This is a genomic window from Microbacterium sp. SA39, assembly GCF_000967865.1.
GTDB lineage: Bacteria > Actinomycetota > Actinomycetes > Actinomycetales > Microbacteriaceae > Microbacterium.
Window position 1 is genome coordinate 381213 of sequence record NZ_JXRU01000039.1, and the last position, 25368, is coordinate 406580.

Below are 25368 nucleotides of genomic sequence, written 5' to 3' on the forward strand. Positions count from 1 at the left end.
CCTTGGAGGGCGTCAACGGCCCGACCACCCGCGACGCCGACCGCCTACTGGCCGAGGCGGGCGTGCTCGTCGTGCCCGACATCGCACCCGGGAGGGTGATCCGTCGCGTTCGGACGGACCGTGGAGGAGGGGGTGGGTGAGACGCAGAGGGGTCTCACCCACCCGGCCACCTGGTGAGGGACCAGGCGGCTGAGGATCGACGGCGCCGGCCCCCCGGCCGACACAGTCGAACTCCCAGCAGATCACAGCGGCATCCACAGTCCTCCGAATGAGTGTGAACGCGACGTCCGTACGCTACGCACGGCGCTCGCGCAGTCGGTGCGGCGCGTCTTCTCACTGCTTCACCAGGACAGGAACCACCGCACGACTCCGCACGACCCGAGCAACCGTACGACTCAGAACGAACGCGGCCACCGCGTCCCGCTGCGCTGGAAGACTGCCGCCGTCGTGCTCGCGTTCTTCGTCACAGCATATGTAGCCTCGAATGTGCTGCGGCCTGACGATTCTCCGGAGTGGTTCGGACGCCTCATCATCGGCGCCTTCGCCCTCGCTCTTCTGGCGGCGGTGTACTTCCTCGGCTGGACGAGGACGATCTTCGTCAAGCCCGACCGCGTGGCGTGGGCGTGGGGCGCCCCGTCGTGCTGATCGCGGTCGTGACCCTCGCGTGCCTGGGGTTTTCGGCCGAGGTGATGGTGAGCCTCGGTGCGGTGGCCCTGTTGGGCAAGGTCTTGTTCGCTCTCGCGGTCGGCCTGGTCGAGGACCTCATGTTCCGTGGTGTGCTGCTGTCGGGCCTGCGCGGCTCACGAGTTCCCGAGTTGGCGGTCATGCTGATCACGTCCGCGGCTTTCGGGCTCATGCATCTCGTGGGCGTCATCGGCGGTGAGCCGCTCGACTCGACACTCCTTCAGGCGTTCACCGCGTCGCTGATGGGCGCCACGCTCTACCTCGCGCTGCGGGTGTCCGGCACGCTCCTGGTGCCGATCCTTCTCCACGCACTCTGGGACCTCGCGCTCGACCTCGACGTGAGCGCCCTCCCTCTGGCAGGAACGCTGCATGTGGTCGGCTTCCTGCTCTTCAACCTCGGGGCCTTCGTCGCCATCGCGCTGGTCATCGTGGGAGCGGTGCGCGCTCGCCGCAGCCGTGTTGCCGCAGGCGGACCCGTCGTCGCGAACTGACGACGGGTCCACCGGTGACTCACTCGTCGGTGTCGGTGCCCACGACGGCGAACTCGGGAGTGAAGGAGATGTCGATCGAGCGGTTGTCCGAGGTGAGGACCGACGCGTCGTAGGGCGTGACGTCGTCGCTGTCGACGTCGAGGTCGGTGATCATCCCGTCGGCCTCGGCGAGCGCGGCCTCGACGAGCGAGCGGATCGCGTCGTCATCGAGCGCCGATGCGGAACCGGTGTCGTCACCCTCCGCGGCCTCCGTCGCGACGACCGTGGCGGCGAGCTGGTCGTCGACACGGACCTCGGTCTCGTCGCCGGCATCCGTGGTCAGCTGCACCTCCCACGCGCCGTCGCGCTTGGCGTCGATCGAGGTGACCTCGCCGTCTGCTGCGCCTCGCGCCGCCTGCGCGATCTCGATGAGCTCATCGGCCGAGTCGCTGCCGATGCCGGTCGCAGCATTCGAGGAGTCGCCCCGGGCGTCATCGTCTGCGCGGTCATCCTGCGCCGAGTCGTTCCGGTCATCGTCCTGGTGCGAGCCGTCCGACATCGACGGGTGGTCGTCGTCTTCGCCGAGCTCGTCGGCGATCGCCGCACCGACGGCGACGCCGCCTCCGAGGAGCACGACGGCGGCGGCGATACCGCCACCGATGAGGAGTGCGCGCTTCCGACGGGGCTTCGCTTCGCCAGGAGCGGATGCCGCAGGCGCAGCCATCGGCTGCTCAGCGGGCGCGGCATCGCGGGCAGCAGCATCCGCTGTCGGGGTGACGGGCGTCGTCGGCTGGTCGGGAGTCTGGTCGGGGGTGGGTGTCTTGTCGTCCATGTGACGATGCTCCCGCGCGGGCACTGAAGCCTTCCTGAAGCGACCTGAAGACCGTTTCAGGAAGGCCCGCGGAGGGGGAGGAGAACGGCGGGTGAGTTCGAGGGGTCCTCACCCGCCAGCCGCCTTGTCGGGGAGACGACGGCTCGGCTCTCCGGTCTCCCAACCAGGAGAACCGGGCACCAGTCGACCATGAGCGCGTTCACAGGTCACGGCTCATGTGACGGGTCGTCGCATCGCCTCGTGATCACCATTCCCACTGGATGGTGATCATCCCGGGGCCGAAATCGAACTCGGCATGCATCACACTCGACGCGCGAGGGACGAGGCTGTAGGTGCGAGATCGTCCCTCCGCCTCGACCAGCGCCCAGCATCGACGGGGAGGATGCGACGGGTCGAATGCGATGTGCACGATGATCTCTGCTTGTCGGCGGGGAGCCACAGTCGTGATCGCATACTCGGGGATCATCTCCGTCGGGCGGAGGGACTCCCGCTCCGTCAGTACGAGTTCGCCCTGGCGAAGCGGAGCGTGCAGCCGAAGCGTGGCTCGCAGCAGCTCCAGTTCCGGGTCGATGGACACGTCGACGAGGTCGCATCCGAGTGTGCCGCGCACCTGCGGTGGAGCGACATCGGGAAAGATCGAACCGTAGAAGATGACGGCGTCACGTGCTCCATCTCGCCGCCCCTGCCAGAGCGTCCGGTTGACGGTGCGACGGATGCGGCTGTCCTGGTCGACGAAAACTCTGACCGCACCGGAGCGCTCGAAGAGCTCTGGCGTGGGCTCAGCCGTGAAATCGCTGGGCGGCAGCTCGAACACCGTGGCGAATGGGCGATGCCGGTCCGGACCGACCCGCCGAGGAGAGGCGAGCGCATCCGTGAGGTGACCCCGCTCGACCTGCAGAATCTGCTCGAGTTCTCGGATCGCTTCGATCGACGACTCTCGTTCCGGTCCTCGGGCTCCCGTGCGCCACATCGACAGCGTCGACGTGCCGATGTGGAAACCCTGCTCCTCGAGGCGCTGCTGGAGCTCGCGGAGCGAAAGTCCTCGGCGGCCGATAGCCACCGACAACAGGGCGTCGAAGGTAGCGGCGCCGACCCCCTGCGGCTCGCGGCCGACCCCGGGCGATCCATCATCCATGCCGGTTCTCCTCTGCGATTACGCCGATTCTGCATGACACGGGAGAGCGCCGACATAACAAGTCATCATGTGTCGCGGCGATTCACATCCGCGCCGAGATGTGAACGACAGCGTGATCTGCTGGGGAGGCGTTCCTGCCTGAGACCTGTCGAAGCGGACCGCATCGCCTCACCCGACGAGCGATACGCATCACCCACCCACCCACGATCGGTCTGCCATGAATACGACTCCGCATGCTCGCCACCGACGGCGTTCTCGCGTCGCCTCGATCCTCATTGTCAGTACCCTGTTCATGGCCGGCGCCGCGCTGCCCGCCGCGGCGGAATCGCCGGAGTTCGGACCGAGTGTGCAGGACGGCACGATCGGCTCGAACAAGGATGCGGGGTCGCTCAACGAGTGTCCCGCCGACCAGGCGCTGGTCGGCGTTCGGGTCGAGGACCGCACGAATGCCCCCGGCGACGTCGCCGGCGGCATCATCAACGACTTCGACCTCCTCTGCGGCACGATCGAGGTGAACTCGCCCAGCGCGATCACCGTCGCGCAGAGTCCGAGCTACCTCGATTTCCCGTCGTACGTCAATGGTGACGGCGTGTTCCACGTCGCCACCTGTCCCGCGAACATGGTCGTGACGCAGATGGGCGGGCACTTCTTCCAGGGCCAAGGATTCCCCTGGGCCTCGACGATTCAGATCTCCTGCCAGCCGCTGCGGTTCGATGCGCAGGGACGCATCCGCGTGGACACCACCGCGACGCCCGTCGCGCTCCTGGCAGGCGACAACGAGAACCTCAACGCGCCGGCCGGATTCAACGGACCCTTCTGCGGAGCCGACGACACGCAGATCGTGCGGGGGTACCGCCCGCAGTTCGGCGGAGAGGGCTATGACGGGATCAACGTCTCCTGCGCGAGCCTGGCATCCGACTTCGGCGACGCTCCCGCGCAGTACCCCGCCGCCGGATTCGAGATCAACGGCGCGACGTTCGTCGGAGAGTCCGTCGATGCGGAGCCTGCTGAGCAGCCGTCCGCCGATGCGAGCGCCGACGGCGTCTCCGACGACGGAGTGACCTTCCCGACCATCATCGGCGGCGTGACGCCTTCCGCCCCCGTCAACGTCGAGGTCACGAACTTCGCTCCGGTTCCCGCCACGCTCACCGGCTGGATCGACTTCGATCAGGACGGCGTCTTCGAAGCGGGCGAGCAGGTCACCGCTCCTGTCGCCGCTGGTTTCACGGGACCTGTCGTCCTCACCTTCGGCGACGTCGCCGCCCGGACGACCGCCGCCGGGGGAACGACCACGGCTCGCTTCACGCTCGTCGTCAACGGTGTCGCGGGAGAGGTGGAAGATCATCAGGTCATCATCACCCCACAGGCTCCGGCACTGACGATCGTGAAGGCGTCGACGACGACCGCGGCGTCTGCCGCCGGGCAGGAGATCGACTACACCTTCGCCGTCACCAACACGGGGAACGTGACGATCTCGAACATCGAGATCACGGACGCGCAGCTGGACGCTCCGGCCGTGTGCGACGACGTCGTGCTGGATCCGGGTGCGGCGACCGACTGCACCGGGCTTCACACGGTGACCCAGGCCGAGATCGACGGCGGCGACGTGATCGAGAACATCGCGACGGCGACGGGCACGCCGCCGGGCAGCACGACGCCCATCCCGCCGACGACGTCGAACCCGGTGATCATCCCCACCGTGCAGACCCCGGCACTGACGATCGTAAAGGCGTCGACGACCACGGCAGCATCCGCCGCCGGGCAGCAGATCGATTACACGTTGAGCGCCACGAACACCGGCAACGTGACCATCTCGAACGTTGCGGTCTCCGACGCACAGCTGGATACTCCGGCCGTGTGCGACGAGGTCGTGCTCGCTCCCGGCGCGGTGACGGAGTGCACAGGGGTGCACACCGTGACCCAGGCCGAGATCGAAGGCGGCGAGATCGTGAACACGGCGACGGTGACGGGCACGCCTCCCGGCAGCACCACGCCGATCCCGCCCGCGACCTCGAACCCGGTCATCATTCCGACGGCCCAGACTCCTGCGCTGACGATAGACAAGTCCGCGTCGTCGTCGTCCGTCCAGCAGGGGGCCACGATCACCTATCTGTTCGTCGCGCGAAACACCGGCAATGTCACGGTCTCGAATGTCACGATCACGGATCCGCTGCCGGGCCTGAGCGCTCTGGACTGCTCGACTCCGGCGCCCGTGACCCTGGCCGTCGGTGAGACCCTCACCTGCACGGCCAACTACGTCACAACGGCCGCGGACGGCCGCGCCGGGTCGGTGCTGAACACCGCGACGGTCTCCGGTGACGATCCGTCGGGGCAGCCGGTCGGAGCCAGCGACCGCGTCGACGTGACCGTCATCCCGCAGGCCGCCGAGGCGGCGGGGCTTGCGAACACGGGTTCCGAGTCGACGCTTCCGTTCGCGGCCTTCGGAGTCCTGCTCCTGCTCGTCGGTACTCTGATCGTCGTCCGTCGACGCGTCGCAGCGATCTGACCTGGCGGTTCAGCCCCGGATCCTGCTGATCCGGGGCTGAACGCTGTCAGCGGTCGTGCCGGCCGATCGGTCGTGCCCGCGAGTCCTCTCGGTCAGGCGGTCAGCGGCAGTGTGACGACGAACCGCGCACCACCCCAGCGCGAGTCATCGACGCTGATCGAGCCACCTTCGGCCGTGGCGATGCCCCGGGCGATCGCCAGCCCCAGCCCGCTGCCGCCGGCATCGCGGCTACGGGCCTCATCGAGGCGGACGAAGCGTTCGAAGATCCGCTCCCGCTCCTCGACGGGCACGCCACCGCCGTCGTCCTCGATCGTGACGAAGACATACCCGTCGCGCGGAGTGACGCCGATCGCGATGCGTCTGCGGGAATGGCGGACGGCATTGTCGGCGAGATTGCGCAGCAGCTGACCGAGGAGGCGCGGGTCGCCGGAGACGCGGGCGGCCCGGATGCCGGAACCGTCGACCTCGACGCCCGCGGCGCGGAGCCTGCGTACTTCGCCGAGGGCGATGTCGTCGAGGTCGACCGGTTCGTCATGCGGGGCGACCCCTTCATCGAGCCGCGCGAGCAGCAGCAGCGCCTCGACGATACCCTGCAGGCGCAGACCCTCGTCCGACACGACCTCAGCCAGCTCGGCGATGCTGGTCACCGCCGGATGCGCCTGCGCGAGTTCGGCATGCTGGCGGATCGTGGCCAGCGGGGAGCGCAGCTCGTGCGAGGCGTCCGAGACGAATCGCCGCTGCGCCGTCGCCGCGGCATCCAATCGGTCGAGCATGCCGTTCATCGTCGTCGCGAGCGCTGCGATCTCGTCGCCGGAGTCGGGAACCGCGAGCCGCTGGTGCAGACGCTCAGCGGTGATGCCGTCGACCTCCTGACGGATGCGGGTGACCGGGCGAAGAGCGCGGCCGGTCACGAGCCACGTCGTTCCGGCGACGAGCAGCAGCACGAGCGGCACCGCGACCGCCAGCAGAGTCGCGACCGTCGACAGGGTCTCGGCGTCGTCCTCGACAGACGTGGCCAGGACGATGGTCTCGTCTCCGTCGAGGTCATCCGACACGACGAGCATCGGTTCGCCGTCGATCGTCACCGTCCGCGCCTCGTCGGCGAGCGGGAGTGCGGTCGAGCCGAGCGCCTCGCGCGCGTCTTCACTCGCGGAGCGCACCGCGCCGTCGGAGTCGATGATCTGCACGAAGTCGTCCTCGAGCGACTCGATGTCTCTGTCGTCGGGGCCGGCGTTCCGCCCTCCTGGCCCGTCCACACGATCACCGAGCTCCTCGAGCCGCTGCTCGGCCGCACGCTGAGAGCTGTCGTGCACGCTCAAGCTCAGCACGGCATGGAACGACAGGGCACCGACGATGAGGGCGATCGCCACGACGAGCGTCGCGCCGAGGGTCGTCCGGCCGCGGACCGATCGCCACCAGCCGCTAGCCACCGTCGGCCGCCAATCGGTAGCCGGCGCCGCGGATCGTCTCGATCGCCTCGCGCCCGAACGGCTTGTCGAGCTTGCGGCGAAGGTGGCCGACGTAGACCTCGACGATGTTCGGGTCGCCGTCGAAGTCGTCGTCCCAGACACCCTCGATCAGGGACCGTTTGGTGACGACCTGCCCGCGGTGCCGCATCAGGTACTCGAGCACCGAGAACTCACGGGCCGTGAGCGTCACCGGCGTATCGCCGCGCCAGACACGGTGCGCGGCGGGGTCGAGTCGCAGGTCCCCGGCCTCGAGAACAGCCGGCCGCGCCACCGCTCCGCGACGCACGAGAGCACGGAGGCGCGCGACGAGGATCGCGAACGAGAACGGCTTCGTGACGTAGTCGTCGGCGCCGGTCTCGAGCGCTTCGACCTGATCCCACTCGCCGTCCTTGGCGGTGAGCATCAGCACCGGCGTCCAGTTCTCCTCGGCGCGCAGCGCCTCGCACACCTTCCATCCGCTCATCCCGGGCATCATCAGGTCGAGCACGATGGCGTCGTACCGCGTCTCGCGCGCCCGCCAGAGTCCATCGACGCCATTGTGCGCGACGTCGACCGCGAAGCCTTCCGCCTCGAGGCCGCGTCGCACCCCGTCGGCCAGGCGCACCTCGTCGTCGACTACCAGGATCCGCATTCCTCCAGTGTGGCCGCTCGACGCTGAACCGTGGCTGAAGCGCACTCGGCGCCTGTCTATCGCTCCGACAACGCCCGGAGTACCGTCGTGGACATGGCGAAGGGGATGGAGAACCCTGAGATCGCCCCCGATGCGTCGCCTTCCGGCGCGTTCGCGGAGGCGCTGCGAGCGGGGATGCAACGTCGAGGACTCTCTCTGCGGAGCCTGCAGCGGCGTCTCCGGGATCGCGGTCATGAGGTCAGCGTGGCGACGCTCTCGCTGTGGCAGTCCGGCGGGCGAAAGCCCTCGGCGGAGACCGCGTTCGATGTCGTCCGCGAGATCGAGTCGTTGCTGGACCTGCATGAAGACGCGCTCACCGGCACCCTGACGCGCAATCGTCGCGTGGCGCAGGACCGCAATGTCCCTTTCGCGGACTTCGTCGGACTCGAGCACAACGAGGTGACCGACGAGAGCGGTGCCCGACAGCTGTCCGAGCGCTCGGCGACGATCATCTCCCACGTGGATGCCGACGGCCGATTGGTTCGGAACGTCATCCGCAACGTGTGGCAGGCGCGGGTCGACGGCGCGCGGGAGGTCGCCGTGTTCCTCACGATCGAACCCGAGGAGGTGTCGCCACCCGTCGTCCGCGGAGTCCTCGGATGCGACCTCGTCGACATCGTCGACGACATGGAGCAGCGAATCATCCGCCCCACCCTGCGACTGCACGCGCCCCTCGATCGGGGAGATCTCGTGCTCACCGAGTGGGAGTCGGTGGATCATAAGTACGCGCATGAGGCAGCGAGCTTTATCCAGGGTCTGGTCGCTGTGCGGCCCGAAGCCGAGGTGGGCGTCTTCGTCTACTTCGACCCTGCATACCTGCCGCGTCGGTGCACGGCCACGGTGGAGACGGACGGCGGGCAGCGCGTGTTCCCGGTGAAGGTCGTGGCGAACTCGGCCTCTCACGTCGAGTTCGACTTCGGTCCCGGCATGATCACCATCGAGTGGGAGTGGTAGTCACGCTGGGTGGGAGGAATTACGAAACCGCTTGACGCGATCTCGGCTCGAATCCTAGCCTCGTAGGCAGAGATAACAGAACCCTGTTACATAATTGCCCGAGGAGACACGATGACGTTCTCACAGCGAATCAGACGAGGGGTGGGCATCGCGATCGCGGCATTGCTTGTCGCCCCGTTGGCGGTGATCGTCGCGGCCGCACCCGCGGTCGCCGCCGAGCCCCTGCGACGAGAGGTCTCGCAGCAGAAGCCCCTGTTCATCACAAACTTCTACCAGGGCGGGGAGGGGCCGGACCAGACCGACGTCGTGACGGATCTCTGGGGCAAGATTCCGACCGACCTGCGAGAGAACACCGTAGTCATGTTCATTGCGGGACAGTCCCTGAAGAACATCCCCGCAACGACCGACTGGATCACCGCTCAGGCGAACGCTGCCCAGGCTGCGAGCATCCCCTTCTTCGTGCAGGCACTCAACGGCGAGACCCCGGCTGCCGAGCGGATTCCGGTTCCGTTCTTCCGCACACTGGCCGAGACGCACACCATGATGCAGGGCGTGAACGGCGCCGAGCTGTACAACTCTGCATCCTTCACCGGCAGCAACCACTCGGGCTACCTGGCGGAACTCGTGCAGATGTCGGTCGATGAAGGCCTGCATTTCGTCTGGACCGACACGAACATCTTCGGTACCGGCGGCACCATGATCCAGTGGCTGCAGGAGAACGCGAGCCTGCTCAACGTCATTCGCGCGAACCCCCAGAACGTCATCTTCATGAACAAGGAGTCCTACGGCGACACCGACACCGACGCGCTGAACCTCGGCATGTGGCTCTCGGGCTCCATCGGCAACTGGGGCTCCTCGTCGGACTGGTGGCACTGGGGACTGAACGGCTACGGACGCCTCTGGTCCTCGGGCAGCCAGACCTGGAAGGACATCCTGCAGTACCCCGAGTCGATGACCGTGCAGTCGATGCTGAAGGTCGTGTCGCAGGGCGGGACCGCGTTCAAGACCGAGGCGCAGTGGTTCACCAACGTCACCGACGGCGAACGCCTCGCCGGGTACGAGTACGCGATCATCCCGTTCCTGCGCGACCTGAAGTCCGGCGCGATCAAGATCCCCTCGAAGCAGGAGGTGCTCGATCAGAACAAGATGGTCTACAAGGGCAGCGTCTACGACCAGTCGACCATGTGGGACACGTCGACCTCGAACATCTTCCCCCGCACCGGCCGGTACGGGATCATCCCGATGGTGCCGAACACGATCCCGAACACGAGCCTGACGATGTTCGAGGACATCGCCACGTCGGGACAGAGCCAGGCATGGTTCGACGCCAGGTATCCGCAGGAGGTGTTCTCCAGCAACACCTACCTGACCCGTAACACCAGCACCTGGTATTGGATGAACTACGCCGAGAATCGGCAGATGACAGCCAAGTCGTCCTTCAAGCCGAAGAGCTCGCCGGCGACCTCCATCCAGGTCGAGGCGCCCAACCACACGTTCGCGGTGATGACGGAGTCCGCGAACAAGGTCGATGTGATTCTCAACAACTACCGGGTGAACAAGGACAACGTGCGCACCGAGACGATCTACGGGAAGGCCCCGGGCTCCGACTTCGACAAGTGGCAGACCTACCGCTACATCAAGGACTACACGAGCGTGAAGCTCGATGCGTCGGGCAACCCGGTGAAGGATGCCGCGGGCAACGTGCAGACGGCGTCCGATCTCACCCTGAACGACCGCTCGGCGCGTGACATCCGCACCTCGACCTTCACGGTGAGTGGCACCTGGCAAGGCGGGCAGCCGTCGATCACCTTCGCATCCGACACCACGGCCACCCGGCCGTACACGCAGACGCAGTCGTGGAACGCTGCGACCAAGACGCTCACCGTGTCGATCGTTCACAACGGCCTCGTGAAGTTCAGCATCCGCACCGACGGGCCCGGCCTGCCGCCGGCGACGAACCTCGCGCTGAACAAGGCGGCCACGCAGAGCTCACAGTGGTCCGGGGCGGCGACGGCCGCCCGTGCCGTCGACGGGAACACCGACGGCAACTTCGCGAGCGGCTCCGTGTCGCACACCGACGCCAACGGGCAGGCGAACCCCTGGTGGCAGGTCGACCTCGGTTCCGTGCAGTCGATCGGCGACATCGAGGTGCACAACCGTACCGACTGCTGCAGCGACCGCCTCGCCGGATACAAGGTCGAGGTGCTCGATGCTGCGGGCTCCGTGGTGTGGTCGCAGACGAGAACGGGTCACCCGAACCCCTCGGAGACCGTCTCCACGGGAGGCGTGAGCGGTCGCTTCGTGAAGATCAGCCTCGCCGGGGCGTCGCGCATCCTCTCGCTCGCCGAGGTGATCGTGCGTCAGGCGTCCAGCCTGAACCTGGCCTACAACAAGGCCGCGACTCAGAGCTCCACCTACACGGGAGGAGATGGCACCGGGCCGGCGTCGAGGGCTGTCGACGGCAACACCGACGGGGTCTTCGTCAACGGGTCCGTGTCGCACACCAACACCGAATCCAACCCGTGGTGGCAGGTCGACCTGGGCGCGTCCGTCCCGATCAACCAGATCGAGATCTGGAACCGTGCGGAGGCCGCCGACCGTCTCGCCGGGTACAAGGTCGAGGTGCTCAACGCGAGCAACGTCGTCGTGTGGTCGAGCACGCAGGTCGGGTATCCGACGCCGAACGAGACCCTCAGCACCGGCGGCGTCACCGGACGGTACGTGAAGGTCACCGTGCCCGGAACGGGCAAGATCCTGCAGCTCGCCGAAGTCAGGGTGCGCTAGCAGGCGGAGAGAACCATCTGCGGTCCGGAGCTCCCCTCGCGCTCCGGGCCGCAGATGCGCGTGCACGTAAGAATCTCGGAGAAAGGTGCCCGATGAGCGGCCCGGAAATCATCCATCACCTTCGTCGCGGCGGCGTCAGCGTCGTCGTCACCCTCAGCCAGGGGCGTCTGCCGCGCATCCTTCATTGGGGAGCCGACCTGGGCGACGTTCGCAGGGACGAACTCGAGGCGATGGAGCGGACGGCGCTGCCGCCCCTGGGCGACACCGTCATCTACGCACCGCAACCCGTGCCGATGCTGCCGCAGCTCGCCGAGGCCTGGCTGGGTGAACCGGGGCTGGTGGGGAGTCGCGAGGGAGCGGCGTGGGCGCCGCTGTTCCGCCGTGCTCGCGCACGACGGGAGGATTCCTCGACGACCGACCGGCTCGTGGTTCTCGCGGAAGACCCCGAGAGCGATCTGGAGATCGAGCTCGAGGTCGAACTGCACGAGGCGGGGCTGCTCCGCACGCGGGCGACGCTGCGAAACCTCGGCGGCGCGTATCGCGTGGATCGCCTCGGCCTCGCGCTTCCCGTGCCGTCGCATGCCGATGAACTCTTCGACCTCGCGGGGCGTTGGACGAGGGAGCGCTCGCCGCAGCGCCGCCCGTTCGACATCGGCGCCTGGGTGCGCGAAGCACGGGGAGGCAAGCCCGGGTTCGAGGCCCCGACGCTCACCGTTGCAGGCGAGCACGGGTTCGACTTCCGCCGCGGTGAGGTGTGGGGCATCCACCTCGGATGGAGCGGCAATCAGCGCCTCGTCGCGGAACGCACGTCTGGCGGATCACGGATGCTGAGCGGCGGCGAACTGCTGTACCCCGACGAGCTCGTGCTGGGTCCGGGTGACGAGGTCGTGTCGCCGTGGCTGTACGGCTCCTGGGGCGTCGGTCTCGATGCTCTCGCCGCGCGCTTCCACGGCTTCCTGCGTGCACGACCGAATCCCCCCGCGCAGCCGCGCCCGATCCTTCTGAACACCTGGGAGGCGGTGTACTTCGACCACGATGAAGCGCGGTTGATCGCTGCAGCCGAGCGCGCTGCTGCGCTGGGGATGGAGCGCTTCGTCCTCGATGACGGCTGGTTCGGGGCGCGCAGACACGATCGTGCCGGTCTCGGGGACTGGGTGGTGTCACCCGAGGTCTGGCCGCGCGGGCTCGACCCGCTTGCTGACCGCGTGCACGAGCTGGGGATGGCGTTCGGGCTGTGGTTCGAACCGGAGATGGTCAACCTCGACTCCGATCTGGTCCGCGCTCACCCGGATTGGGTCTTCGACGCGGGGCACGGGGTCGGAATCCCGTCACGCCATCAGCACGTGCTCGACCTCGGACACGAGGGCGCCTTCGACCTCGTGCTGAGTCAGATGAGTGCGTTGATCGAGCAGCTGGGCATCGACTTCATCAAGTGGGACCACAACCGCTCGCTGCTCGATGCGGGCCACACGCCGACGGGAAGAGCGGGTCATCGGGCGCAGACTCTGGCCCTCTACCGCCTGCTGGACGAACTCCGCGCGCGCTTCCCGCGCCTCGAGATCGAGGCGTGCGCCAGCGGGGGAGGGCGGATCGATCTCGGGATGATCGAGCGCGTCGATCGGGTCTGGGCGTCCGACTGCAGTGATCCTCATGAGCGGGTGGACATCAACCGCTGGACATCGCTGCTCCTGCCGCCCGAGCTCATCGGCACGCACATCGGCGAGGCGCATGCGTACTCGACGGGCCGGACCGCGACCCTGGGTTTCCGCGCCGCCGTCGCGAGCATGTGGCAACTCGGCGTCGAAGCCGAACTGGGCTCACTGGACGATGACGAGAGGGCGGAACTGGCGGACTGGATCGCCTTTCACCGCGAGCACCGACCGCTGCTCCACAGCGGGCGCGTGGTGCACGCCGACGCGGCCGGCGGCGCGGCCCTCCTCGACGGTGTCGTCGGCGACGCCGGTGCCGTGTATCTCTATCTCGTGCGGGAGCGGCCTGCGGACTGGCCCGTGGGCCGACTGCGCCTCCCAGGCCTGGATGCGGATCGCAGATATCGCGTGCGCCTCGGGCGTCCGCTGGCCGCGCACCAGACGCCGCCGTGGGCACGAGCCGAGTGCGTCCTCTCGGGGCAAGTTCTTCAGACCGTCGGTATCGAGGCGCCCGGTGTCGATGTCGATGATCCCGTCATCATCTCCGCAGAACTCGTTTACGAAACCACTTGACAGTTATAAGCAACCCTATTTATAAATAGGGTGACGGATTTGCAGGCGGCGACATGGAGGTCGGTATGGCGCACTCGACGGCAGCGACGGCGGAGCAGCTTCTCGACCTTCGTCGCGCGAACAGCGCACGCTGCGCCGAGGTCATCCGCGCGACAGGTCAGATGACCATCGCGCAGATCGCCGAGGTCACGCGCCTCTCGCGGCCCACCGTCACCGCTCGCCTCCAGGATCTGCAGGACGCGGGACTCGTCGTCGAGATCTCGGCGGATGCGCCCCAGGGGGCTGGCCGCCCTGCCACGCGGTACGCCTTCGTCGCGGATGCTGGAATCGTCGCGGGTCTCGAGCTCGGCAAGCACGTCGAGCGGCTGATCTTCACGGATCTGCTCGGACGCGAGCTCTGGCACGGACAGCGCCCGGTCACGATCCACCACGCCGACGATCGGCTGGCGGATGCCGCGGCCTGGGTTCGTACCTCAGCCGAGAGCCTCGGCAAGAAGCTGGTCCGCGTCGGCGTGGCGGTTCCCGGCGCGATGGATCCCGCCGGGATCTTCGTCGAGAGCGCGGCGTTCACGGAATGGCGGGGACGGGCTGTGCCCCCGATCGTCCGCGCTGCATTCCCGGTACCCGTCGACGTGCTCCACGACGTCGCCAGCGCCATGCTCGCCGAACAGCGGATGGGCGCTGCGGTCGATGTCTCCACATTCGTCGTGCCGATCCTGTGGCATCGCGTCAGCGCCGGGATCGTCGTCTCCGGGCGCGTCCACGGCGGGACCACCGGCCGTGCCGGGAACCTGCATCAGCGATCCGATCTCCGCGCGGCGGACGCCTACGCCGCCGATGACCTGGAATGGCCGTCCGATCCAGAGGTCTCCTCGCTGGTCGCCGCCGAGGCCGCGGGCGATACCGCGGCAGCATCCTCCCTCGATCGCTTCAGCGCACTCGCCGCAGATCAGATCGCGATGCTGCAGCTCGTGATCGACCCCGAGATCATCGTCCTGCACGGACCTCTCGCCATCCATGACGCTCTCGTCACGCGGGTCGTCGAGCGCCTGGAAGATTCCCTTCCCGTCGTCGCCCCCGTCGTCGTCAGTGAGTTCGGTCAGTTCGGCACCGTGATCGGCGCCGCACTCACCGCGCTCGACGGAGCCGCCGAAGACCTCATCGGTCCCGGTATGGCGCCCCACCTTCTCGATCGCACCCTGTTGTCTCCCGCGATCGGTGGCCACGCACCCGCTCGGGTCTGATTGGCCTATCCCCCCGGCGCACCCGCACCGGGGACCCTCACTCGCACCAAGGAAGAACCATGTCAAAGAAGACTGTGCGCATCATCGCGCTCACGGCAGCGGCATCCTCGCTGGCCATCGCCCTCGCCGGCTGCTCCGGTGCTCCCGAAACCCCGAGTGACGGCGGCGGCAAGCCGCTCGTCTACCTCGTCCCCAGCAGTTGGGCGAACTACCAGGGACTGCAGGAGAACATCGACGCCTACACCGAGAAGACCGGCGTCGAGGTCGAGGTGCAGGGCGTGCCCGACGAACAGTACGACCAGAACGTCCGCGCGAAGATCTCCTCGGGCGGCGGTGTCGACATCTTCGCCGGACTGAACGAGGAGAAGGACCCGGGCTCGTTCATGACCGAGATTTCCGACCCCGATTTCCAGGACCGGATGTCAGCCTCGGTGTTCGAGTCGATGCTGGCGACCGACGGCAAGCTCTACGGCGTTCCCGCCGCGGACGGACTCAGCACCTTCGGCGTCTTCTACAACAAGGACGTCTTCGAGACGGCCGGCGTCACCGAAACGCCCGAGACGCTCGAGGACCTCACCGCCGCGTTCACCGCAGTCAAGGAGTCGGGCGTGACGCCGCTGTTCCTCTCTGGTAAGGATGGCTGGACGCTGCTGCAGCACCGGAACGCCGTGAACGCCGACTTCATCGGTGACAACGCCGAGCTGCCGCAGCAGCTGGCAGCGAACGAGGGCACGTGGACCGAGATCCCGGGCTTCGAGCAGCAGTACCAGAACCTCGCCGACTGGGCGAAGGGCGGCCTCACGAACGCCGACGTCCTGACCGCGAGCTACGAGCAGAGCACGGCGGCAGTCGCGGACGGCACCGCCGGTGCGATCATCAACGGCAGCTGGGTCATCGGCGAGATCCGCGCGGCGAACCCGGAAGGGAACTTCGGATTCTTCGCCCTGCCGAACCCGGAGGGCACCACGCAGATCGCGCTGAGCCAGCCGAACATCATGCACATCGCGAAGGACAGCGCCCAGCCGGAAGCGGCGCGCGAGCTCCTCGAGTTCCTGATCGAACCGGCACAGGTGGAGAACTTCCTGGCGAGCACGCCGGGCGTCCCGGCCTTCACCGATGTGACCGTGGGCGAGCCCGACCCGATCATGAGCGACATCCAGATCTGGGTCGACGACGAGAAGACCGGCGCCGCGTTCGACACGGCGGCGCGTTTCCCGACCCCGCAGGACGACATCATCGCGGCGTACCAGGAGCTGCTGGCCGGACGGATCGACGTGGCCGAGTTCGGCACGCGTCTCGACACGGCCTGGCAGGCAGCCGGCAAGACCGCCGGACTCGAAGGGTTCTGAGCCGAAGGGCTCGGGGAAGAGGAAGAAGATGAAGAACGCACTGACGGCACGCGTGTATCCGAGGACGTTCCTCGTGCCGGCCATCGTGGTCTTCACGATCTTCTTCCTCTTCCCTGCACTGCTCGGGCTGGTCCTGGCATTCACCGATGCCTCGACCCTCTCGCGCACGCAGGAGTTCATCGGTCTCGGCAACTTCGAGCTGCTCTACGTCGACAACCTGCCCGCGTTCCTCAACTCGGTCGGACTGCAGTTCCTGTACGCGGTGATCGTGACGGTGCTGAAAACGGTGGCCGGGGTCGCCCTGGCCTTTCTCCTCGACCGCGCGTTCCGGGGCAATCACGGCCTTCGCGCACTCGTGTACCTGCCGATGATGCTCTCCACGATCGTCGTCGGCTCCACCTTCTATTTCCTCCTCGCCAACGACGGCCCGGTGAATCAGGCGCTCCGCGGCGTCGGTCTCGGATTCCTTGCGCAGGACTGGTTCGGCAGCTTCGACCTGGCGCTGTACACCGTCGGGGTGGTCGAGACCTGGATGGGGGTCGGCTGGACGATGGTGATCGTCCTCGCAGCCCTCCAAGCCGTGCCGAAGGACCTGATCGAGGCGGCGGAGCTCGACGGGGTCTCCGCCTGGCAGATGACGCGCTACCTGAAGATCCCGTTCATCATGCACGCGATCACGTTGACGGCGCTGCTGTCGTTCGTCGCAGGCATGAAGGCGTTCGACATCATCATCGCCACCACGGGCGGAGGGCCGGGCACGGCGACGAGCGTGCTGACCATCTTCAACATGAAAGCGCTGAGCACCTCCAACCTGGGCTACGCCTCGGCGGTGAGCTTCACCCAGTTCATGCTGGTGACGCTGATCGCGCTGCTGCTCAACGCCGTCATCAACCGCAGCACGAAGGTGAAGGACCTGTGAAGACTCCGGCCATTCCCCGCATCCTGACGTATCTCGCCGCCGCGGCGGTGCTGTTCGTCTATCTGGCTCCGCTGCTGCTGATCCTGCTGAACTCGGTGAAGTCCTCCGCCGAGGCTGCGACCTTCACCTTCGCGCTTCCGGAGACCTGGATGTTCTCCAACTACGCGACGGTGCTCGGCGATCCGGCGATCGCCCGTGCCCTGATGAACAGCATCATCGTCGCCGGAGGTGTGACGGTCGGAACCATCGCCGTCTGCTCGCTGGCGGCCTATGTGATCGCGCGGCGCACCGACTGGTTCAGCAGGGGCGTGTACGCCTACCTGCTGGTGGGGCTCATCGCCCCGTTCGCGGTGATCCCGGCCATCCGGCTGCTGCAGCTCGTCGGGCTGTCGAACACGCACCTCGGACTGATCCTCGTCGACGTGGCGTCGCAGATCCCCTTCACGACGCTGCTGCTCGTCGGCTTCATCCGTCAGATCCCGCGCGAGATCGACGAGGCGGCTCTCATCGATGGTGCGGGCCCGATCACCATCTTCTTCCGCATCATCTTCCCGCTCATGCGACCCGTCACGCTCACAGTGATGGTCCTCGTGGTCACGTTCGCCTGGAACGAGTTCCAGAACGTGCTGTTCCTCACCAACTCCGACGTCTGGACCCTTCCGATGACGATCTTCAACTTCCAGAGCCTGCATTCGTTCGACTACGCGCTGGTCTCCGCGAACCTCGTGGTGACCGCGCTGCCCATGGTCGTCGTCTTCCTGCTCGCCCAGCGCTACATCATGTCCGGGATCATGGCCGGCGCGGTGAAGAGCTGATGTCTGTTCCTGCGATTGAAAGGCCCTCCATGACCGACCGCTTCGCCCGATCCGCCTGGTTCCGGGAAGCCCGTTTCGGCCTGTTCATCCACTTCGGCGGGTACACCGTCATCCAGGACGAGGCATGGTGGCGCTCGATGGAGCGCGTCTCGATCGAGGACTATCAGCCCGCCATCGACGGCTTCCGGCCCGCGAACTTCGATCCGGAGAAATGGGCGGAAGACGCGGCCGCGGCCGGGATGAAGTACGCCGTGATGGTGGCCAAGCACCATGAGGGCTTCTGCCTCTTCGACTCGAAGCTCACCGACTACACCTCGATGCACAATGGATTCGGGCGCGATCTCGTACGCGAGTTCCTCGACGCGTTCCGCGCCCGCGGCATCAAGGTCGGCCTGTACTACTCGCTGCTCGACTGGCATCACCCCGACTATCCGGCGTACGAGGACGAGCACCACCCGCACCGCGGCGATCCCGATTGGGCCGACCACAAGCCCGACTTCCCCCGCTACCTGGAGTACATGCACGCCCAGGTGGAGGAGCTGATGACCGGCTACGGCGAGCTCGACATCCTCTGGTTCGACTTCTCCTACGGCTCCATGGTCGGCGAGACGTGGAAGGCCGACGCGCTGCTCGAGATGGTGCGGCGGCATCAGCCCGGCATCCTCATCAACAACCGTCTGGAGACCAGCGGCGGGGGCTTCGGCTCACTCGTCGAAGACGATCCCAGCGATTGGGCAGGGGACTGGGTCTCCCCCGAGCAGCTGATCCCGGCCGAGGGCATCCGCAACGTCCACGGCGACCCGGTGCCCTGGGAGGCGAACTTCACCCACAACAACAACTGGGGGTACTTCCGGGGCGACACGGCCTTCAAGTCGACGCGCACGATCGTGCGCAAACTCGTCGAGGTCGTCAGCAAGGGCGGCAACATGCTGCTCAACGTGGGTCCGCAGCCCGACGGCACGTTCCCGGAGGAGTCCGTGCGGACGCTGCACGAGGTGGGCGGATGGATGGATCGCAACGGCGAGAGCATCTACGGAGCCGGCATCGCCGACATCCCGAAGCCGGAGTGGGGCTACTACACGCGGAGCGGCGACACGCTGTACGCGCATGTCTTCGAGGGCCCGATCGGCCCTCTCGCGCTGACGGGAGTGGACAAGGATCGCGTCCGCTCGGCACGCCTGCTCGCGACAGGCGAGGCGATGGAGCCGGTGAGCTTCTGGCTCACCGATCCGTATCCGGACACGGTGTTCCTCTCTTTCGGCGAGAATCCGCAGTTCACCTATCCGCTCGCGGACGACGTCGACACCGTCATCGCGATCGAGCTCGTCCCCTCTGAGCCCGACGGGTCGTGACGTATCGTCTCGATGTCGCCGATCGCGAGCAGCGGTCGTCGGCACCTCTGCCGTGGGCGGGCGACACCAGGGACGGCATGTCGCTGTCGGTGAGCAGGCGCGGGTGGCGACGCGACGGGCGCCCGTGGTTCCCGCTCAGCGGCGAGTACCACTATGCGCGCTCGCCGCGTCATCGATGGCGCGACGAGCTGGTCAAGATGAAGGCGGCCGGCCTCGACGTCGTGGCGACCTACGTGCTCTGGAATCATCACGAGCCCGCGCCGGACGAATGGCGCTGGAACGGAGACGAGGACCTGCGCGCTTTCGTCGAGGAGTGCGCACGGGCAGGTCTGCTGGTCTGGTTGCGGATCGGCCCGCACTGCAATGCGGAGGCGACGAACGGCGGTCTTCCCGACTTCGCACTCCCCGGCAGTCGGTCGGACGATCCGGACTACCTGGCGCGAGTCGAACGCTACTGGGCTCGCCTGGGCCAGGAGGTCGATGGACTCCTCTTCGCCGACGGTGGGCCGGTGATCGCCGTCCAGCTCGAGAACGAGTTCGATGAGGGCGACCCCGCGCACATCGCCACGCTGCACGCGCTCGCCCGGCGCTGCGGACTGGATGCGCCGTTCTTCTCCGTCACGGCGAACACGCGCTTCGATCGCTCGTCGCCCGTGCTGCCGCTGCTGGGCGGATACGCGTATCGCGGGTGGGAACCCGGCGGCGGTTCGGAGGCGGTCAGCGGCTACTCCTTCGGCACCGACGAGTGGCAGGCCACGACGGACCTGGGCCGCATCTACTACGCCGCCGAGGAGTACCCGCGCGGCTACATCGAGATGGGCACCGGAAGCCCGATGCGCGGCTGCGACCGGTTCCTGGTGGATCCCGACGACGTGGTCGCTCAGGCCCACGATGCCCTCGGCCGCGGGGCATCGATGCTCGGCTACTACATGTTCCACGGCGGCACGCAGCAGCCGGGACTGCACGGCGACTGGTCGCTGAGCTACGACTTCCAGGCGCCGATCGGCGAGTTCGGCATGCTGCGACCCAGCTGGTCGCGGTACCGGCGTCTGCACAGCCTGATCAAAGCGTTCACCCCGGAGCTGGACGCGGCCGGAGTCGTGCGCGACCCGCATGCCCGGCACGATCCCGTCGACACCTCGCGACTTCGACACATCGGCAGGTTCGACGAGCGGGGCAGCGGATTCTGGTTCGTGAACAACCGTCAGCGCAACGTCGAGATGCCGCAGCGGGACGACGTGCAGACCGAGGTCGTGACGAAGTCGGACGCGCTGAGGGTTCCCGACCGGCCGATGAGCGTGCCGCCCGGAGCATTCGCGGCGTTCCCCGTGCGTCTCCTCGTCGGTGAGGCGCAGATCCTCTGGGCGACGCTGCAGCCGCTCACGCGGATGCAGATCGACGGAGTCGACACGGTCGTGCTCTGGCGACCCTCCTGGAGTACCGGCGAGCTGGCCACGCGGGATGCCGTCGAGATCGACGACGGGCACGACGTGGTCCGCCGCGACGCAGGCGAGGGGATCACTGTGCGCTCCTCGCCGGGACCGTGGAGCGCGCGTATCGGAGGAGGCCGAGTCGTCGTGGTCGATGAGGCCGACTCCCTCGCCGCCTCGCCGCTGCGGTTCGGCGGTGCCGACCGACTGGTCTTCAGCCGCGACGGCGATCTGGTCGACCAGGACTCTCTGACGTGGCTCGCGTCGCCGAAGACGGAACTCGTCGTCGATGTCATCCCGGGCGACCTCGTGGCCCCGGGTGGTCAGTGGACCAAGGGTGGGACGTCGCCGATACCCGGCGCGGCCCGATGGGTCACGACCGTGCCTCCTGCAACGGTCGAGCCGCCCGACCTCGTCGGCATCGGCGGGGAGCGCTGGCTCTTCGACCTGGACGATCACTCCTTCGACGGCGTCGCCGAGGCGCAGTTGATCGTGGACTACGTCGGGGCGTCCGCGTCGCTGCGCGCAGACGACGAGATCATCGCAGAGGACCTGTTCCACGGAGAGCCCTGGGTGATCGATCTCGCGCACGTGGTGAAGCGGCATCCCGGGCGGCTCATGCTGCACATCGAACCGTGGGACGACGGCATCCGCGGAGTCGAAAGACCGGACGGGCCCGATGGGCTTCGGCGAGGGGACTTCCGCCCGCTGGTGCGGGTGGGCTGGGAGACGAGAGAAGGATGACAGCCATGGATGAAGATCTGCGTATCGGCATCGTCGGGTTCGGCCTGCGCTCGATCCTATGGCGCGACATCCATCGCCCGGACGGGGGTGCCGGACTGGTTCGACCTCGACAACTGGCCGCCCCTCAGTCAGACCGGCCCCGATCCGGTCGTCGACGTCGAGGACATCTCGCAGATGAACATGGTGCTCGAGAACGGCGTGCTCGCGTCGTACCAGCAGTGTCATTTCACGCCCGACTACTGGCGGAACTACACGGTCATCGGCACGGAGGGCCGCCTCGAGAACTTCGGCGACGAGGTGGGTGCCCGCGTGCACGTGTGGAACCGTCGGCATGATGGATACGCCGAACCCGACGAGGTGCACATCGTGCCGGAACCGCCGGCGGGGGCGCTGCACGGTGGCGCCGACCGCCTTCTCATCGACGAGTTCCTGCGCTTCGTGCGGCAGGGCGGCATGACGGAGACGTCTCCGCTGGCCGCGCGCGATGCCGCGGCCGCTGACTCACCGCCCGCGACGGTACCGCCCAGGAAGAAGGAGCCAGCATGGCCAGTGTGATCACAGACGCTCGTGCATTCCTCGTCGATGTCGCCGTGGAAACCGAACGCACGGATGCCGTGCAGAGTTTCGTGTCGCAGGAGACGATCTTCGTCGACCTCGCCACGAGCGACGGACTACACGGCCTCGGCTACTCCTACACGATCGGGACAGGGGGTCGCGCGGTGCTGTCGATGCTGCGCGACCACCTGCTACCGATCCTGATCGGACAGGAGGCCGACCGGATCGAGGCGGTCTGGTACCGCCTCTTCGCCTCCACCCGCGCGACGACGACGGGAGCGATCACGTCACTCGCCCTTGCGGCGGTCGACACGGCGCTGTGGGACGTCGCGTCGCGACGGGCCGCGCTGCCATTGTGGCGGTTGGCGGGCGGGTTTCGGCGCGAAATTCCGCTGTACGACACCGAGGGGGGATGGCTGCATCTCGGCGTCGAAGAGCTCGTGAAAGGAGCGCTGGCCTCGCAGCGCGCGGGCCTCAAGGGTGTCAAGGTGAAGATCGGCAAGCCGAACGGACAGGAGGACCGAGAACGCCTCGCGGCTGTCCGCGAGGCCGTAGGTTCGCACTTCGACATCATGGTCGACGCCAACCAGTCGATGACGAGCGCGGAAGCGATCCGTCGCGCGCGCCTGTTCGACGGACTCGACCTCGGGTGGATCGAGGAGCCGCTGCCCGCCGACGACATCGAAGGTCACGCGCGGCTTGCTGCCTCCACCAGCACCCCGATCGCGGTAGGGGAATCGATGTACTCGATCGCGCAGTTCCGCGAGTACCTCGATCGAGGTGCCGCGGGCATCGTGCTGGTGGACGCCGCCCGGGTCGGGGGCATCACGCCTTGGCTCAAGGTGGCGCACCTTGCCGAGTCGTTCAACGTGCACGTCTGCCCGCACTTCCTCATGGAACTGCACGTGAGTCTGGTGGCCGCGGTTCCCAACGGCCGCTACGTCGAACACATCCCACAACTGCGCGCGATCACGAAGACCGGCATGATCATCGAAGACGGTCGTGCGCTCGCGCCGGAGTCCCTCGGGCTCGGGATCGACTGGAACCGCGACGCCATGGACGACAGGACCGTGCTCTGACGTCTCGCAGGAGCCAGCGATGACGGTCGTCCGCACACTGAGCCGAACACGGGAGGAATCATGCGCGTCGCCCTGCACTCGATGATCATCGGCGGTGCCGTCGAAGGTTACGTGACCCACCACGCGGACATCCCCGAGGAGCTTCGCGTCCTGTTCAGGGAGGCCGGCATCGCGGACTGGACCATATGGCGGTCGGGGCTGCACCTGTTCCATCTGGTCGAGTGCGACGATTTCGCGCACGCCATGAGCATCGTGCAGCCGCACCCGGCTAACGAGCGATGGCAGCGCAATATCGGCAGGTTCGTCGACGGCTTCTTCGGCCCTGACGGCGAAGTGGCGTTCTCCCCGATCGAACGGGTCTGGTCGATGAAAGGACAGCTGTCAGGCTCCGAGTGATCCCTGGATACGGCGGATGACGGTGCCGCGCGCCCCGGAGGCGAGGAGCCCGGGGCCGAGGGGGCCGGCCGTGTCTGCGCCCAGCAGGGGTAGTCGGCGGAGAGCGGCAGCTGCATTCGGCGCGAGGTGCTCGAGCTGCCAGCGCACCTCGACCTCGACGGCGCCGGAATCATCCGGATGTGCGAGCCCGACTGCTGTGGCTGCATACGCCGCCGCTCCGAGCGCATGCGCTCCCATGTGCGCGACGCCGGCGGCTTGAGCGGCAGCCCTGGCCGCAGCGACGCCGGCAGGCGTGTGCGCGCTCGCCGCCGCCCGTCCCGCGACGAACCGCCGACGGATCTCGCCCGCCGCCGTGAGCTCCCCGCTCGCAAAGGCCCGCGCACGGGCGATCGCGTCTCGAGCGCGGTCATCGCCCGGCGCCTCGGCTTCGAACAGGGGCAGCACCCGCTCCGCGCAGTCCGCCGCCCAGACGGCGACGAATCGGCGATCCGCATCGCTGAGCGCCTGCGGCGAGCCGGTCACTGCGCCGTCTCCGCCCGCCGGGCGGCCCTCTTCCGCGCGGCCTCGTGTGCCTCGCGGAGCAGGGCGAGCGCGGCATCCGTCGTCTTCTCCGCGGGTTCGATCACGCAGACCCACCCGGCGTCGCCGTAGAGCGGATGCCGGTGGAAGACGTCGGCCTCCCGCGAATCGGTGTCCGCCGTCTCGATGATCTGCGTCATGTCCATGATTCAATGATGAGGTTCACCCGCTTATGTGGACTTTCTGGGCGAGAAGCGAGAGGATGCCGTGGTCAACCCTCAAGTCACCTCCCTCACGACTGCTCAGATCGGGAGCCACGTCGGCTACTCGACGCAGCAGGTGCGGGACCTCGAGCGCCTCCACGTCATCCCTCCCGCCGAGCGCGGAGCCAACGGCTACCGCCGCTATCAGCAGCGGCATCTGAAGGCGCTTCGGGCCTACCGCGCGATGGCGGCGGCCATCGGGCCGGTCCCCGCCCGTCGGCTCCTGCCGGAACTGCTCGACGGCACGGTCGAGGATGCGGCGGAGCGGATCGACGACCTTCACGCGTCTCTGGCGCGTGAGCGATCGAGGGTCAGGGAGGCGCTGCGCGGTCTCGACGTCGCGGTCGCCGAATCCGCTGACGTGCTCGGCGACGACGACGCGATGTCGATCGGCGAGCTCGCGCAGGCACTCGACGTGCGCACCTCGGCCCTACGTCACTGGGAGCGGGAGGGTCTCCTGCATCCACTCCGCGCGACGGCATCCGCGGTCCGTTCGTATGGGGCGAGAGCCGTGACCGAGGCGCGGATCGTCGCCGCGTTGCGCGGCGGCGGATACGGCATCCCACCGATCGCCCGCATCCTCGAACAGCTCGGCGGTCAGACGCTGACCGCCGACGCCCGACGGATCCTGGCGGACCGGCTCGACGACCTCACCCGGCGGAGCGTCGCACTCCTCGGGGCCGCTGGCCACCTGCACGAGCTCCTCCGTGACCGGGAGGCCGCGGGTATCCGTAGGCTGGACCCATGACGAAGAACATCTGGACCATCCTCGGCGTGATCCTCGCGGTCGTGATCGCATGGTGGCTGGTGAGTGCGGTGTTCTCCGTGCTCTGGTTCATCGCCAAGCTCGCGATCGTCGCGGTCGTCGCCGTCGTCGTGTTCCTCGTGATCCGCAGCGTGTTCACCCGCGCCGACGACTGAGTCCTGGGGCTGAGCCCCCTGAGACCGGCCGTTCCGGTCGCAATTACTGCCGTCAC

General features: G+C 67.6%; 23 protein-coding genes and 1 pseudogene. 18 read left to right on the plus strand and 6 right to left on the minus strand.

Translation table 11 applies throughout. The features are described from left to right. Positions 1 to 2: 2 nt before the first annotated feature. The 3 genes from RS85_RS20225 to RS85_RS19135 all read left to right on the plus strand — a co-directional run bounded on the left by RS85_RS20225 (position 3) and on the right by RS85_RS19135 (position 1175). Positions 3 to 140, plus strand: a complete 138-nt coding sequence (locus RS85_RS20225) for a hypothetical protein (RefSeq protein ID WP_160298655.1) — start codon at positions 3 to 5, stop codon at positions 138 to 140. 346 nt (positions 141 to 486) lie between these two features. After that, entirely contained in the window at positions 487 to 645 is a 159-nt protein-coding gene (locus RS85_RS19800) for a hypothetical protein (RefSeq protein WP_160298656.1), read from the plus strand. Then, positions 624 to 1175, plus strand: coding sequence for a CPBP family intramembrane glutamic endopeptidase (locus RS85_RS19135; protein ID WP_152642464.1), 552 nt, complete (start codon positions 624 to 626; stop codon positions 1173 to 1175). The genes RS85_RS19800 and RS85_RS19135 overlap by 22 nt, the downstream gene beginning before the upstream one ends. Before the next feature lie 19 nt (positions 1176 to 1194). Here RS85_RS19135 and RS85_RS18265 read toward each other — a convergent pair whose 3' ends face one another. Together RS85_RS18265 and RS85_RS18270 are read right to left on the minus strand one after the other, a co-directional pair. Further along, the gene (locus RS85_RS18265) at positions 1195 to 1986 is read right to left on the minus strand and encodes a PepSY domain-containing protein (RefSeq protein WP_046014848.1); all 792 of its coding nucleotides are present in this window, start codon (positions 1984 to 1986) and stop codon (positions 1195 to 1197) included. Between the two features lie 244 nt (positions 1987 to 2230). Next, a complete protein-coding gene (locus tag RS85_RS18270) occupies positions 2231 to 3121 on the minus strand; it encodes a hypothetical protein (protein WP_046014849.1) in 891 nt (296 codons plus the stop codon). A 292-nt stretch (positions 3122 to 3413) separates the two neighbouring features. Between RS85_RS18270 and RS85_RS18275 the strand changes: the two genes are divergently transcribed. Next, positions 3414 to 5627, plus strand: a complete 2214-nt coding sequence (locus RS85_RS18275) for a DUF7507 domain-containing protein (RefSeq protein ID WP_046014850.1) — start codon at positions 3414 to 3416, stop codon at positions 5625 to 5627. Between the two features lie 92 nt (positions 5628 to 5719). Here RS85_RS18275 and RS85_RS18280 read toward each other — a convergent pair whose 3' ends face one another. Together RS85_RS18280 and RS85_RS18285 are read right to left on the minus strand one after the other, a co-directional pair. Further along, positions 5720 to 7057, minus strand: a complete 1338-nt coding sequence (locus RS85_RS18280; protein WP_046014851.1) for a sensor histidine kinase — start codon at positions 7055 to 7057, stop codon at positions 5720 to 5722. Continuing rightward, positions 7050 to 7727 carry a response regulator transcription factor gene (locus RS85_RS18285; protein ID WP_046014852.1) on the minus strand — a complete coding sequence of 226 codons (678 nt, stop codon included), beginning with the start codon at positions 7725 to 7727 and terminating at the stop codon, positions 7050 to 7052. Before RS85_RS18285 ends, RS85_RS18280 begins: the two co-directional genes overlap by 8 nt. 93 nt (positions 7728 to 7820) lie before the next feature. On the opposite strand from RS85_RS18285, the gene RS85_RS18290 reads away from it, so the two are divergent. From RS85_RS18290 to RS85_RS18345, 12 genes and pseudogenes are all read left to right on the plus strand, one after another. Continuing rightward, the gene (locus tag RS85_RS18290) at positions 7821 to 8720 is read left to right on the plus strand and encodes a helix-turn-helix domain-containing protein (RefSeq protein WP_152642465.1); all 900 of its coding nucleotides are present in this window, start codon (positions 7821 to 7823) and stop codon (positions 8718 to 8720) included. Positions 8721 to 8831: 111 nt separating this feature from the next. Further along, complete coding sequence (locus RS85_RS18295; RefSeq protein ID WP_082087713.1) at positions 8832 to 11504, plus strand: galactose-binding domain-containing protein; 2673 nt, start codon at positions 8832 to 8834, stop codon at positions 11502 to 11504. A 92-nt stretch (positions 11505 to 11596) separates the two neighbouring features. Next, positions 11597 to 13726 carry an alpha-galactosidase gene (locus RS85_RS18300; protein ID WP_046014855.1) on the plus strand — a complete coding sequence of 710 codons (2130 nt, stop codon included), beginning with the start codon at positions 11597 to 11599 and terminating at the stop codon, positions 13724 to 13726. Positions 13727 to 13791: 65 nt separating this feature from the next. Further along, positions 13792 to 14970, plus strand: a complete 1179-nt coding sequence (locus tag RS85_RS18305; protein WP_046014856.1) for an ROK family transcriptional regulator — start codon at positions 13792 to 13794, stop codon at positions 14968 to 14970. Positions 14971 to 15029: 59 nt separating this feature from the next. Further along, a complete protein-coding gene (locus RS85_RS18310; RefSeq protein WP_046014857.1) occupies positions 15030 to 16319 on the plus strand; it encodes an ABC transporter substrate-binding protein in 1290 nt (429 codons plus the stop codon). Positions 16320 to 16347: 28 nt separating this feature from the next. Continuing rightward, the gene (locus RS85_RS18315; protein WP_046014858.1) at positions 16348 to 17238 is read left to right on the plus strand and encodes a carbohydrate ABC transporter permease; all 891 of its coding nucleotides are present in this window, start codon (positions 16348 to 16350) and stop codon (positions 17236 to 17238) included. Beyond that, on the plus strand, positions 17235 to 18053 hold the full coding sequence (locus tag RS85_RS18320) for a carbohydrate ABC transporter permease (protein WP_052703648.1): 819 nt from the start codon (positions 17235 to 17237) through the stop codon (positions 18051 to 18053). Before RS85_RS18315 ends, RS85_RS18320 begins: the two co-directional genes overlap by 4 nt. 29 nt (positions 18054 to 18082) lie before the next feature. Further along, the gene (locus tag RS85_RS18325; RefSeq protein WP_046014859.1) at positions 18083 to 19405 is read left to right on the plus strand and encodes an alpha-L-fucosidase; all 1323 of its coding nucleotides are present in this window, start codon (positions 18083 to 18085) and stop codon (positions 19403 to 19405) included. Then, entirely contained in the window at positions 19402 to 21579 is a 2178-nt protein-coding gene (locus tag RS85_RS18330) for a beta-galactosidase (protein ID WP_046014860.1), read from the plus strand. Before RS85_RS18325 ends, RS85_RS18330 begins: the two co-directional genes overlap by 4 nt. Before the next feature lie 93 nt (positions 21580 to 21672). Continuing rightward, positions 21673 to 22134: pseudogene (locus RS85_RS18335) on the plus strand (gfo/Idh/MocA family oxidoreductase); the annotation flags it as partial. Then, entirely contained in the window at positions 22122 to 23213 is a 1092-nt protein-coding gene (locus RS85_RS18340) for a mandelate racemase/muconate lactonizing enzyme family protein (protein WP_046014861.1), read from the plus strand. The pseudogene RS85_RS18335 and the gene RS85_RS18340, both read left to right, overlap by 13 nt. Positions 23214 to 23273: 60 nt before the next feature. After that, the gene (locus RS85_RS18345) at positions 23274 to 23609 is read left to right on the plus strand and encodes an L-rhamnose mutarotase (RefSeq protein WP_046014862.1); all 336 of its coding nucleotides are present in this window, start codon (positions 23274 to 23276) and stop codon (positions 23607 to 23609) included. Here the strand turns inward: RS85_RS18345 and RS85_RS18350 are convergent. Further along, positions 23595 to 24131, minus strand: a complete 537-nt coding sequence (locus RS85_RS18350) for a putative immunity protein (protein WP_046014863.1) — start codon at positions 24129 to 24131, stop codon at positions 23595 to 23597. The genes RS85_RS18345 and RS85_RS18350 overlap by 15 nt on opposite strands. Beyond that, positions 24128 to 24334 carry a DUF6194 family protein gene (locus RS85_RS18355; RefSeq protein ID WP_046014864.1) on the minus strand — a complete coding sequence of 69 codons (207 nt, stop codon included), beginning with the start codon at positions 24332 to 24334 and terminating at the stop codon, positions 24128 to 24130. The genes RS85_RS18350 and RS85_RS18355 overlap by 4 nt, the downstream gene beginning before the upstream one ends. A 61-nt stretch (positions 24335 to 24395) precedes the next feature. Between RS85_RS18355 and RS85_RS18360 the strand changes: the two genes are divergently transcribed. Both RS85_RS18360 and RS85_RS19860 read left to right on the plus strand, forming a co-directional pair. Continuing rightward, positions 24396 to 25139: a MerR family transcriptional regulator gene (locus RS85_RS18360; protein WP_046015017.1), complete on the plus strand. Its 744-nt coding sequence runs from the start codon at positions 24396 to 24398 to the stop codon at positions 25137 to 25139. Beyond that, entirely contained in the window at positions 25136 to 25312 is a 177-nt protein-coding gene (locus tag RS85_RS19860; protein WP_046014865.1) for a hypothetical protein, read from the plus strand. The genes RS85_RS18360 and RS85_RS19860 overlap by 4 nt, the downstream gene beginning before the upstream one ends. The last annotated feature ends 56 nt before the right edge of the window (positions 25313 to 25368 follow it).